The organism is Arthrobacter sp. zg-Y1219 (assembly GCF_030125545.1).
Classification (GTDB): Bacteria; Actinomycetota; Actinomycetes; order Actinomycetales; family Micrococcaceae; genus Arthrobacter_B.
This window is the reverse complement of sequence record NZ_JASKLY010000012.1, coordinates 1-12088: the sequence shown is the minus strand read 5'-3', so window position 1 is coordinate 12088 and position 12088 is coordinate 1. Positions and strand designations below refer to the sequence as shown.

11 protein-coding genes and 1 pseudogene are annotated in these 12088 nt (G+C 64.8%); 5 read left to right on the top strand and 7 right to left on the bottom strand.

What is annotated here, in order from left to right:
- Nucleotides 1–39: 39 nt before the first annotated feature.
- From purU to QNO00_RS07170, 3 genes are all read left to right on the top strand, one after another.
- Entirely contained in the window at nt 40–894 is an 855-nt protein-coding gene (gene purU / locus QNO00_RS07180) for a formyltetrahydrofolate deformylase (RefSeq protein WP_229965034.1), read from the top strand.
- 63 nt (nt 895–957) lie between these two features.
- Nucleotides 958–1482 (top strand): gamma carbonic anhydrase family protein, encoded by a 525-nt coding sequence (locus tag QNO00_RS07175; RefSeq protein ID WP_284024083.1) that lies wholly within the window; start codon nt 958–960, stop codon nt 1480–1482.
- 238 nt (nt 1483–1720) lie between these two features.
- The gene (locus QNO00_RS07170) at nt 1721–2776 is read left to right on the top strand and encodes a Gfo/Idh/MocA family protein (protein WP_284024082.1); all 1056 of its coding nucleotides are present in this window, start codon (nt 1721–1723) and stop codon (nt 2774–2776) included.
- A 34-nt stretch (nt 2777–2810) separates the two neighbouring features.
- On the opposite strand, the gene QNO00_RS07165 is transcribed toward QNO00_RS07170, so the two are convergent.
- Genes QNO00_RS07165 through QNO00_RS07150 form a run of 4 tightly spaced genes read right to left on the bottom strand, consistent with a single transcriptional unit; the run spans nt 2811 to nt 4869 of the window.
- The gene (locus QNO00_RS07165) at nt 2811–3002 is read right to left on the bottom strand and encodes a hypothetical protein (RefSeq protein ID WP_284024081.1); all 192 of its coding nucleotides are present in this window, start codon (nt 3000–3002) and stop codon (nt 2811–2813) included.
- Between the two features lie 54 nt (nt 3003–3056).
- Nucleotides 3057–3665 (bottom strand): DUF3618 domain-containing protein, encoded by a 609-nt coding sequence (locus tag QNO00_RS07160; protein WP_284024080.1) that lies wholly within the window; start codon nt 3663–3665, stop codon nt 3057–3059.
- Nucleotides 3662–4081, bottom strand: a complete 420-nt coding sequence (locus QNO00_RS07155) for a phage holin family protein (protein ID WP_229964615.1) — start codon at nt 4079–4081, stop codon at nt 3662–3664. The genes QNO00_RS07160 and QNO00_RS07155 overlap by 4 nt, the downstream gene beginning before the upstream one ends.
- Nucleotides 4081–4869 (bottom strand): hypothetical protein, encoded by a 789-nt coding sequence (locus QNO00_RS07150; RefSeq protein ID WP_284024319.1) that lies wholly within the window; start codon nt 4867–4869, stop codon nt 4081–4083. Before QNO00_RS07150 ends, QNO00_RS07155 begins: the two co-directional genes overlap by 1 nt.
- A 366-nt stretch (nt 4870–5235) precedes the next feature.
- On the opposite strand from QNO00_RS07150, the gene QNO00_RS07145 reads away from it, so the two are divergent.
- Entirely contained in the window at nt 5236–6705 is a 1470-nt protein-coding gene (locus tag QNO00_RS07145; protein WP_229964614.1) for a glutamate-cysteine ligase family protein, read from the top strand.
- Between the two features lie 184 nt (nt 6706–6889).
- Nucleotides 6890–7282: pseudogene (locus tag QNO00_RS07140) on the top strand (Hsp20/alpha crystallin family protein); the annotation flags it as partial.
- 266 nt (nt 7283–7548) lie between these two features.
- On the opposite strand, the gene QNO00_RS07135 reads toward QNO00_RS07140, so the two are convergent.
- From QNO00_RS07135 to QNO00_RS07125, 3 genes are all read right to left on the bottom strand, one after another.
- Nucleotides 7549–8769, bottom strand: a complete 1221-nt coding sequence (locus QNO00_RS07135) for an NADP-dependent isocitrate dehydrogenase (RefSeq protein ID WP_284015433.1) — start codon at nt 8767–8769, stop codon at nt 7549–7551.
- Nucleotides 8770–8944: 175 nt separating this feature from the next.
- Nucleotides 8945–10558 (bottom strand): bifunctional phosphoribosylaminoimidazolecarboxamide formyltransferase/IMP cyclohydrolase, encoded by a 1614-nt coding sequence (gene purH / locus QNO00_RS07130; protein WP_284024079.1) that lies wholly within the window; start codon nt 10556–10558, stop codon nt 8945–8947.
- A 38-nt stretch (nt 10559–10596) separates the two neighbouring features.
- Nucleotides 10597–12088, bottom strand: a 1492-nt coding sequence (locus tag QNO00_RS07125) for an HNH endonuclease (protein ID WP_284024078.1), incomplete at its 5' end; no start/stop codon positions are given.

The following is a 12088-nucleotide window of genomic DNA, read 5'->3' as shown; positions in this document are numbered from 1 at the left end:
GAAAGGGTGACTGACTTTCCCACTCCCCCTGCCACAGCCATGGCCCCCGCCGCTTCCGCCTACACGCTCACCCTGTCCTGCCCGGACCAACCGGGCATCGTGCATGCCGTCTCCGGCGGCCTCGTCGCCGCGCGGGGAAACATCACTGAATCCCAGCAGTACGGCAGCGCCGAAACCGGAACCTTCTTCATGCGCGTGGACTTCACCGCCCCCGGCACCCGCGCGGAAGTCCGGGAAACCCTGGCGCCGGTGGCCCGGGCCTTCGGCATGGAGTGGCAGCTGTTCACCGCCGGCGCTCCGGTGCGCACCCTGATCATGGCCTCCAAGTCCGGCCACTGCCTGAATGACCTCCTCTTCCGCCAGCGTGCCGGAACCCTGCCGATCGAGATTCCGGCGATTGTGTCCAACCACAAGGACCTCGCCGGGCTGGCCGCCTTCTACGGCATCCCGTTCCACCACATTCCGGTAACCCCGGCCGGCAAGGAGGCGGCAGAAAATGAACTGCGCGGCCTGATGCAGGACCTGGACATCGAGCTGGTGGTGCTGGCCCGCTACATGCAGATCCTCAGCAACGACCTGTGCAGTGATCTGTCCGGCCGGGCGATCAACATCCACCATTCCTTCCTGCCCTCGTTCAAGGGTGCCAGGCCGTACCACCAGGCACACGCCCGCGGCGTGAAGCTGATCGGCGCAACCGCGCACTACGTCACCTCGGACCTGGATGAAGGACCGATCATCGAACAGGAAGTTATCCGCGTGGACCACGCCCGCTCCGCCCCGCAGCTGGCCGCACTGGGCAGCGACGTCGAAGGCCGGACGCTGTCCAAGGCTGTGCAGTGGCACGCCGAGCACCGGGTACTGCTGGATGGGAAGCGGACCATCGTCTTCAACTGACACGGCGGTCCGCCCGGCCCCGCCGTCACCACTCCGGCGGCGGGGCCCGGCTAGGCTGACCGGATGGCACACGTTATTTCACTCCGGGGCAAGACCCCGGACATCGACCCGTCAGTCTTCCTCGCCCCCACCGCCTCGCTGATCGGCGACGTCGTCATGGGCCCGGGATCCAGCGCCTTCTACGGAGTCTGCGTCCGCGGAGACTCCAATTCCATCCGCGTCGGCGCCGGCAGCAATCTGCAGGACAACGTGGTGCTCCATGCCGATCCGGGATTCCCCACCACCGTCGGCGAGCGCGTCAGCATCGGCCACAACGCCGTGGTCCACGGCTGCACCATCGAGGACGACTGCCTGATCGGCATGAGCGCCACGGTCATGAACGGCGCCGTGGTGGGTGCCGGCTCGCTGGTGGCCGCCGGCGCCGTCGTCCTGGAAGGCACACTCATCCCGCCGCGTTCCCTGGTCGCCGGGGTGCCCGCCAAGGTCCGGCGCCAGCTCACCGATGACGAGTTCGACGGCGTCCGGGCCAACGCGGCGAACTACCTCGAGACGGCGGCCGCGCACCGCGAGGCGTTGCACGCGGTCTGACTCCGCCGGCTTTGCACACCTGACGGGCTGGGCCGGGGCCGCTTTTTTCCGGACTCCGGCCCCTGGGTTGGAGCAGTCCCTAGGCGCCGTGCGGCATGGACCCTAGAGTGAGAAACGCACTTGCGAGTGCTTCTCAGAGAAGAGGACCATGAACGCCCCGCACATTCCCACGCCGCCGTGTGTATCTCCGGGGGCACCGAGCCCGGTTCGGAAAACCGGAAGAACGCTGAGGTGGGGTGTGGTCGCGACGGGCAATGTCGCCGCCAAAGTTACCGAGGACATCGCCCGGCTGGAGGACGCTGTGCTGCAGGCCGTAAGTTCGCGCGGCGAGGCCTCAGCGGTGGAGTTCGCCGACCGGTTCGGATTTGCGCGTGCGTGCTTCGACACCGAGCGGGGCAAGGGGTACCGCCAGCTCGTGGACGATCCGGAGGTTGATGTCGTCTATGTGGCTGCCCCGCACGCGCAGCACTATGAGATTTCCCGGGCTGCGCTGCTGGCCGGGAAGCATGTGGTCTGCGAGAAGTCCCTGACCATCAACGCCCGGGAGACGGAGGACCTCATCGGGATCGCGGCCTCCCGCGGGCTTTTCCTGATGGAGGCCGTGTGGACGCGGTTCCTGCCCTGCGTCAACCGGATCTGGGAAATCCTGGCCAGCGGCGAGCTCGGTGACGTGGGCTGGATTCAGGCAGACCTGGGCTTCCCGGCTGCCGGCAGTCCCGCCGGCTGGTGGGACCCGGAGGCCGGCGGCGGAGCACTGCTGGATCTCACCGTTTATCCGCTCACGCTGGCCGTTGGCGCCTTGGGATTTCCGGAGCGGGTGTCCGCCGTCGGAACCCTCACCGGCGACGGCATCGACAAGCAAAACGCCCTGCTCCTGACGTACTCCTCCGGTGCCGCTGCCCAGCTGATGTCGTCATTGGTTTCCTCGGGTACCCGCACTGCCACCATTTCCGGAACCAAGGGGTGGCTGCGGACCGGAGCGCCGCTGCACAACCCGGTGGAACTGACCGTTTCGCCGTATCAGGGCGAGGAGCGGGTGGAGCGGTTTCCGCAGGTCGGCAACGGCTACACGTACGAGCTGCGCGAAGCCACCCGCTGCATTCAGTCAGGCCTGCCGGAGTCCCCCACCATGAGCTGGGACCACTCGCTGCAGACAATGCGCCTTTTTGACAACGCCAGATCCCAGATGGGTGTGCGGTATCCCGCCGACGACGTCCGGCCGGCGAGCAGCGGCCCAACCGGGCACCGAGCCCACAGGAAAGCGGTCCCGCGGGAGGCAGGACCGCTTCCGTAGATCGGTGTTATTTCGGTTTTCGGTTACGGTGCAGTTAGCCGCCGAGACCGCCCAGGCCGGGAATCTTGCCCAGCAAGTCCTTGGGGTCAATCCCGAACTTGCTAAGCAGGCCCGAGTCCTTCTCCGTGTCCACCTGATCCGGCAACTCCGCCTCAGCCTGTCCGGCCTTGTCGTCGCCGCCGCGCTTCTTGATCAAATCGATGATCTGCTGCTTGCCAATTTCCATTCGAATCTCCTGTTCAGGTCATGAGACTTCGTGGGGTCTGGCGGAAGGGAAAACTCAGGCGTTCCGGACGTTGTCCTGTGCGTCTGAGGCCTTGCCCTTCACATCATCGGCAGCGCTCTGGCCTTCCTGCTTGACGTTCTGAGCCGCTTCAGCAGCCGTTGCCTTCACGTTTTCCATGGCTTCCTGAGCCGGCTCCTTGAGGCCCTGCGCCATTTCCTTGGCTGTGTCGGTGACCTGGGAGGTCAGCGGCTCGGCCGCGGTCTTGAGGTTGTCCGCAGCTACGCGTTCCTTCTCGCTGGCCGGGATCAGGGAGGCTGCCAGCAGCCCCGCGCCAAACGCGATGAGCCCTGCGGCGATGGGATTGCCCTGCGCCTTGGCGGTGAGTTTCTGCGGCGCTTCACCTGCTGCGGTGCCGGCGCGCGAGAGACCGTCGGAGGCGGTGCCCGTGCCGGTCTGAACCTTGTCAGTCATAGAATCAGCTGCTCCCATCACTTTGTCCTTTACGTTGTCCCTGACACCAAACACGGCGTCCTTCACCTTGTCGGTCTGCCGCTGGACAATATGGGACGGGGTGACTTTGTCCGCTACGGCGTCTACGTTGCTTCCGAGGCGGCGGCGGGTCTCTTCAATGTCTGCTCGGATAGCGTCGGGATTGTCGCTCATCGTGGGTCCTCATTCGGTTTAAGGGTTCCGGGAATTTCCTGCAGGGTCTCCGACGTCTGAGGCATGCCTCGGACCTTGCGCATTTCAGTGCGGCCACGCATCGCCAGGACAGCGGCAATAATCGCCCAGATCACAGCGACCACGAGCCCTGACCAGCCCAAGCCGATCAGGTGCCCGAGGGCCTGCCAGAGCGCGATCGAGAGGAACAGCAGGACGAAGTAGCCGGCCACTGCTGCACCGGCAAACATCCCTGCCCCCTTGCCCGCACGGGTGGCAGACTGCTTCAGCTCGACCTTTGCCAGTTCCACCTCCTGACGCATGAGGGTGGACATGTCCGCGGTTACTTGCCCCAGCAGGTCCCCAAGGGACGTACTCTCAGCCTTCGTCGGGGGCGGTTCAGGGATTTCGCTACTCATCAGTGCTGGCCACCGCTAAACGGATCGCTGCCCCGGGTTCCCGAAGCGGGCAGCTGGTCATCCGAGGAGGGCGGACGTCCCGCGGGAAGCGTGGGTTCCGCGCCAAACGGATCGTTGGCCGCTCCCCCTGCGTTCACGGTGCCCGTGCCCGTGTAGGTGGGCTGCTCGGTCGGCGCGGGCGGGTAAATGGTTTCGGGCGTGGTCACCGTGCCGGTCCGCGGGGCGGCCGGTGCGGCGGTGGCCGTGCCTGCGGGCAGACCTGCACTCAGGCCCTTGTTCAAGCGCCCGGCAAGGAAGCCTGCACCGGCGGCGAGGGCGAGGAAGGCAACCGGACGCTGCCGGGCGAAGCCCTTGACCTCTTCGACCAGGGAACCGGGGTTGCGGCTGTCGAGCCATTCGGCCACTGACGAGGAGCGTTCCGCTGCCTGACGGACCAGGTCCGAAGCGACTCCGGGCTGATCCGAGTTATCAGCCATCGACTGCAGCTCGCCCGCCACGGACCGGAGTCCTTCGGCGACCTTCTGCTGCTGGGCGCCCGCCTGGTCGGTGAGGTCGCTGCGGGCCTGATTAAACAGGTCCTTGGCGTTGGCCGTCACTTCAGAGGCGACGTCGGCGGCCTCGGACTTCGCTGTTTCGGCGACATGCTGGGCGCTGCCGGCGGCGTCCTGCGCAAGCCCTGAGGCCTCGTCCTTAGCTGCACCGGCCTTGGCGGACTTGGTGTCGGATGAACCGCCCTGGGGTGTGGTCGCTGCATGGCTTCCGTCTCTGGGCCACTCGTTTTCCGTCATCGTCACTACTCTTTCCTGAATCGTTGCGGATGAAGAATCAGAATCCTGTGCCGCTGGGAATCAGCTGCACTGTTTACACGATAATAAGCACACTTAGTACGCGTTCGTAAAGTCGTAGTAAGTACACTTACAATACAGCCCGGCCGTCCGCCCGGACAGAGCAGCGGGGCACCGCGGCCGGCCCGGTAATGCACCACCGCTTGTGCCACTGCAGCCGACGCTGTGGATCCGCAGGCCCCGTGCGGCGTCCGGGCCGGTGGCAGCAACACGCTGAAGCGTCTTTTTGCCTCGCCGGCGCCCGTCATTTTCAGTTTTGCGGGCGGGGCACGCTATACATCCCTCGGCGCCCATGGTTATCTTCAGACGATGGGCGCCGAAGTTAACAGCAAAACGTACAGCCGGGAGCAGCGCACGCGATACCGCCAGCGCCTGCTCGAAAACCTCGACCGGTTTGCCGGTTACCTTTCAACGGCAACATTCGCCGACACCGCCAGCATTGGCCTCGAGCTTGAGCTGAACCTGACCAATCAGGACTTCTCCCCGGCACTCCGAAACACTGCTGTTTTGCAGCAAATTGCCGATCCGGCCTTCCAGACCGAGATCGGTGCGTTCAACATCGAAATGAACCACCCTGCCCTGGCCATCGGCGGCCGTGGCCTGCGGGATCTCGAAGATTCCCTGCGTTATCAGCTAAACCGGGCTGACACCCGCGCTGCCGAAGTGAACACCGAAATTCTCATGGTCGGGATTTTGCCCACGCTCCAGCCGGCCCTGCTGGAGGACAAGGAGTGGCTCAGCGCCGGCAAGCGGTATGCAGCCCTGAACACGTCGGTTCTCCAGGCGCGCGGGGAAGATGTGCACGTGGACCTCCGCGGAGCGGAGCCGCTGTCGTTCTACGCCAAGAACATTTCCCCCGAGGCGGCATGCACCTCGGTACAGCTGCATCTGGAGGTCAGTCCGGAGGACTTTGCTCCGGCGTGGAACGCCGCCCAGATCATCGCCGCTCCGCAGATTGCCCTGGCAGCCAACTCCCCCATTTTCTTGGAGCACATCCTCTGGCACGAAACCCGGATTGAGCTTTTCAAACAGGCCATTGACACCCGCCCGCCGGAGATGAGGAACCAGGGGGTGCGACCGCGGGTATGGTTTGGCGAACGGTGGATCACCTCGATTTTTGACCTCTTCGAGGAAAATGTCCGCTACTTTCCGGCGCTGCTGCCGGAGCTGTCCCGCAGCAGCGGAGGCTCCACTGCCGCCGGAGCGCCGTTGCTCCCGGAATTGCGCCTGCACAACGGAACGGTTTACCGCTGGAACCGGCCGATCTACGACCCCGGCGAACATGCCCCCAATCTGAGGCTGGAGAACCGGGTCCTGCCCGCCGGGCCGACGGTGCTGGATGTGGTCGCCAACGCAGCGTTCTTCTACGGCCTGGTCCAGTACCTGCGGACCGCTGACCGCCCGCTTTGGAGCCGAATGGCTTTCAAGAGCGCCGCGGACAACTTCCTGACCTGCGCACGCTTGGGACTGGAGGCTACCCTCTACTGGCCGGGCATCGGTGAAATACCTGTCGCAGAACTGATCATTCGGCATCTGATTCCTCAGGCGGCCTCAGGGCTCCAGGAGCTCGGCGTGGACGACCAGCTGATCGGCCGCTATCTGGACGTCATCCGGGAAAGGGCCCGCACCGAACAAAACGGAGCATCCTGGCAGATCGCCTACCTGCGGCGGCTTGAGAGCCAGGGCATGGAACGAACCGCTGCCCTGGCCGAAATGTCCAAGCGGTACTGGGAGAATATGCACACCAATGCCCCGGTCCATGAGTGGCCGGTGGACTGACGGATCCGAAGAAAAAAATATTGCCTCTCCGGGCCCAAAAACTCCTCCAGGTTCTGGCACTCACATATGCCGAGTGCTAATCTAATTTCATTCTTGAGCCGAGACGACTCAAGTTATCGACCGTTCTGAAGTTCCGAATATCGATTCGCCTGCCTTGCAGGTGGGCGTAAGGAGTTGATGACAAATGGCCATGAAGTTCGATCCATTCCGAGAGCTCGACCGGATGGCAGGAGCCCTGCTTGATCCCCGGCAGCGGCTGCGGCTGATGCCCATCGACCTCTACCGTGAGGGCGACCACTACATCCTGAATGCCGATCTTCCGGGCATTGATCCGGGTTCCGTCGACGTGGATGTGGACGGCCAGCTGCTGACCATCCGGGCTGAGCGCACCATCCAGGCGGCTGACACCGTCACCTGGCTGACCCGGGAACGTGAGTCCGGCTCGTTCCTGCGCCAGCTGAACCTCGGTCAGGGAATCAATATTGAGGGCATCTCCGCCAAGTACGAGAACGGCGTCCTCAGCGTACTGATTCCGGTCAGCGAACGGGCGAAGCCGCGCAAGATCGAGGTGTCTTCCTCCTACAAGGATTCGAATACCATCAGCGGCCAGTCCAGTTCCGAATCGGTGAGCTCCTCGGCTTCCAGCAGCTCCGGTTCGGGGGGATCCGGCTCCGCTTCGGGCAGTTCCGGCTCCGGCTCCGGGTCCGGCTCTGGTTCCGGAACCGGACCAGCTTCCTCCGGCGACCAGGGTTCGGGCATCTAACGGACCGGCTTTAACGACGGCGGCGCCCCACCCTTGTCAGGTGAGGCGCCGCCGTCGTCGTGCGTTGAAGCGTCCGGAGCTTAGCCCAGGCGGGTCTTCAGGTTGGCATCGAGCTCAGCGAGGAATTCCTCGGTGGTCAGGTATCCCTGCTCCGGGCCGACCAGGGCCGCGAGGTCCTTGGTCATCTTGCCGGACTCGACGGTCTTGATGACAACGTCTTCGAGGGTTTCAGCGAAGCTGATGACCTCGGGGGTGTTGTCCAGCTTGCCGCGGTGCATCAGGCCACGGGTCCACGCGAAGATCGAGGCGATCGGGTTCGTGGAGGTGGGCTTGCCCTGCTGGTGCTGGCGGTAGTGGCGCGTGACCGTGCCGTGTGCTGCTTCGGCCTCGACGGTCTTGCCGTCCGGGGTCATCAGCACTGAGGTCATCAGGCCCAGCGAGCCGAAGCCCTGCGCCACGGTGTCGGACTGGACGTCGCCGTCGTAGTTCTTGCAGGCCCAGACGTAGCCGCCTTCCCACTTCATCGCGGAGGCCACCATGTCATCGATCAGGCGGTGCTCGTAGGTGAGGCCGGCTGCTTCGAACTGGTCCTTGAACTCGGCGTCGAAGACTTCCTGGAACAGGTCCTTGAACTGGCCGTCGTAGGCCTTCAGGATCGTGTTCTTGGTGGAGAGGTACACCGGGTAGTTCCGCTGCAGGCCGTAGGCGAAGGACGCCCGGGCAAAGTCGCGGATGGAGTCGTTGAAGTTGTACATGCCCATGGCCACGCCGCCGTCGTCACCGTAAGTGACGACCTGGGTCTTGATTTCTTCCCCGCCGTCCTTCGGGGTGTAGGTCAGCGTCAGGGTGCCGGCACCGGGAACCTTGAAGTTGGTGGCCTTGTACTGGTCGCCGTGTGCGTGGCGGCCAATGATGATCGGCTTGTTCCAGCCCGGCACCAGGCGCGGGATGTTGGAAATGATGATCGGTTCGCGGAAGACAACGCCGCCGAGGATGTTGCGGATGGTCCCGTTCGGGGAAACCCACATCTTCTTCAGGCCGAATTCTTCGACGCGGGCTTCATCCGGAGTGATGGTTGCGCACTTGACGCCCACGCCGTGTTCCTTGATGGCGTTTGCAGCATCAATGGTGACCTGGTCATCAGTGGCATCGCGGTTCTGGATGGAGAGGTCGTAGTACTTCAGGTCTACGTCGAGGTACGGGTTGATCAGGCGGTCCTTGATGAACTGCCAGATGATACGGGTCATCTCGTCGCCGTCGAGTTCTACAACAGAACCCACAACCTTGATTTTCTCAGCCACACGGTCTCCTTGTGTGTTGGTGGGCGCCCGTGCATGCCGAATGGCATGACGGAGCCCGTCTTTTTGGTCTGTATTTGTGTCCAACTATGCCACAGCCCACTCGGGCCGCCCTAAACTCCGGGACGGCAGATGACTCGCGCGGTCCCGGAGATCAGCTGCCGGCGGGGTGCGGCTCTTAGTGGAAGAAGTGCCGGGCGCCGGTGAAGTACATGGTCACGCCTGCAGCGTTGGCTGCTTCAATGACTTCACTGTCGCGGATGGATCCCCCGGGCTGGACGACGGCGCGGATGCCGGCATCGATGAGGATCTGCAGTCCGTCGGCAAAGGGGAAAAAGGCGTCCGACGCCGCCACGGAACCGCTGGCGCGGTCCTCGTCCGGGCCGCCCAGGCTGTTGGCGCGCTCGACGGCGAGCCGGCAGGAATCCACCCGGTTGACCTGGCCCATGCCCACACCTACGGAAGCACCGTTCTGTGCCAGAAGGATGGCGTTGGACTTGGCCGCGCGCACTGCCGTCCAGGCAAAGGCGAGATCGGCCAGCGTAGCCTCGTCGGCGGCGCTGCCGGACACCAGGGTCCAGTTCTCGGGGTTGTCCCCTTCGGCCTGCATCTTGTCGGACTTCTGGATCAGCATGCCTCCCGAGACCTGGCGGAATTCTGCAACGTTCCGGCCATAGCCTTCCGGCAGCGTCAACAGGCGGATGTTCTTCTTCGCTGAGAGGATTTCCACGGCCTCGGGGTCAAAGTCGGGAGCGATCACCACTTCGGTGAAGATGTCCTTGACCGAGGTGGCCATTCCTGCCGTGACCGTGCGGTTGGCAGCGATGACGCCGCCAAAAGCGGAAACCGGGTCACAGGCGTGGGCCTTCGCATGCGCGTCGGCGATGGGATCGGCTGCACCCGGGGAAGCTACCGCCACACCGCAGGGATTTGCGTGCTTGATGATGGCGACGGCCGGCAGGTCGAAGTCAAAGGCCGCGCGCAGGGCGGCATCGGCGTCGACGTAGTTGTTGTAAGACATCGCCTTGCCGTGCAGCTGGTCGGCCTGGGCAACCCCGGGCAGAGCACTCTTGTCCACATAGAGGGCCGCGTCCTGGTGCGGGTTTTCGCCGTAGCGCAGCACTTCGGACCGTTCCAGAGCCAGGCCGGTGTAGGCCGGCCAGCTGGAGCCTTCCTCAGTCCCGTCGCCGAACTGTTCCGCAGTCCACGCGGCAACCGCAGTGTCGTAGGCTGCCGTGGAGGCAAACGCTTCGGCGGCCAGGCGGCGTCGCTGGTTCAGATCGAAGCCACCCTCTGCGGCAGCCGTAACCACGGCGGCATACTTGTCCGGGTCCACCACGACGGCCACCGATGGGTGGTTCTTGGCAGCGGCGCGGACCATGGACGGTCCGCCGATGTCGATCTGCTCGACCACCTCGTCCTGGCTGGCGCCGGACTTCACGGTCTGGACAAACGGGTAGAGGTTTACGACCACCAGATCGAAGGGTTCAATTTCCATTTCCTCAAGCTGCGCCACGTGATCCTCACGGCGGCGGTCAGCGAGGATCCCGGCATGGATACGCGGATGCAGTGTCTTGACCCGACCGTCGAGGCACTCGTTGAATCCGGTGACATCGGCTACCTCGGTCACCTCGACTCCGGCTGCGGCAATCTGCTTAGCGGTGGATCCGGTGGACACGATGCTCACTCCGGCAGCAGCCAGGCCCTGCGCGAGTTCCGTCAGGCCCGTCTTGTCGTAGACCGAGATCAGGGCCCGGCGGATAGGAACACGGTTCAGCGGCTGTGAGCTCACGCAATTCTCCAAAATGAGGGGGTGTCGATGGCTTTAGTTTAGGTCACACGACTGTCTCGGGCAGAGTGTGAACTCCTCCGGCTGAGTGTGAAGCTGGAAGCTGTGCTGGCTTCACCGGTGCCGGGAGACCTCGCGATTGGCGCTGTGGAAGCACGGGAAGCAGCTGATTCCGGGAGTTGCGGCGCCGCGGACCGGTAGGTGTGTCCGGTAGGAGTGATCGTGTCCACTGTGTGGCGGTCCGGTTGGCGATCCCCGACCGCGTGTGCGCTCCAGCCTGGTGCTTCCTTGGCCTGGTTGCAGGCCTCGCAGAGTCCTTGAATGTTCTCGGCACTGGTTGGTCCGCCGTTGCGGACGGGGGTGATGTGGTCGTAGTGGCGGATCGGTGCTCCGCACCACGGGGTTCGGCAGATCTGGTCGCGGGCTGCGATCAGCCGGGCCAGGCCGCCGGGTACGAGCCGTGCCCGGGAATCCATCGCGGTCAGCTGCCCGGAGTTCGGTGCGACGTAGAGCCGGCGGAGCCAGACTTCGGTGCGCGGATCGGGCCGCCGCGCCACGGTACCCCAGCCGGCTGTGGCGCTGCCCGGATCACGGGCCCAGTTAGGGGCCGGATTACGGGCGGGATTAGTGGCGGGATCGCGGACCGGATTAGGGGCGGGACCACGGGCCGGATCAGGGGCGGGACTCCGGGCCTGGTCTCTGTCCCCGGGATCCGGGTTGTCCGGGCTGGCATCGTCCGGAACCGGGTCGGGACCGCGGATCAGGTCCCGGGCCCACTGCGCGGGAACGATTCCGTATCCGGCCAGCACGGCCGGTTCGGCTCCGTCGGGCACGAAGGATTCCGTTTGCCGGCCGGCTGCTATCCCGCCACAGCTCGTGGTCTCGGGGTCTTTGGTGTCCGCAGATGTCCTGGCAGCGTCCAGCTCCGCAGCCGTGTCCGCAACTGTATTCGTGCCCGTGTCCGTATTTGTGCCCGTGCCTGTATTTGTGCCCGTGCCCGCGTCTGTGCCTGTGTTTGTGTCTGGGGGCAGGATGCCGTGCAGCAGGGTCCGGTCCGTCATGATCAGCTGCACCTCGACCCGCACGTCCTCGGCCCGGGCCTGCCCGGTGGTGCGTTCCACGAGGGTGTCGGCCATGATCTGGCCCTTCGTCCGCGGGTCCCCGGACGCCCGCAGCCGGTCCGCGTCCCGGGTCAACGCCGCGAAGACCCCCACCCCTTGCGCCACCGGCAGCAGCGCGGTCAGATACGTCATGGTGTCCGGGGCCGGACGGCAGGACACATACCGTTGGGAAACGGCATGCGCGGCACGGTTGACCACGGCATGCGGGTCCAGACCGTAGGACAGGGACTTGATCCGGGCGATCAGCTTCCGGTCTCCGAGCTGTTCCAGTTCCGCGGGGTTCCCGGCGATCTGTTCATCGACTTTCTGCCGGTCGGCCAGGGTCAGGCAGGCGGTCTCGCGGACCAGGAGCGTGGCCCGCCACTCGTTGATCACCCCGGTCGAGAGGGCGTGCAGGGTGTGCGGCATTTCG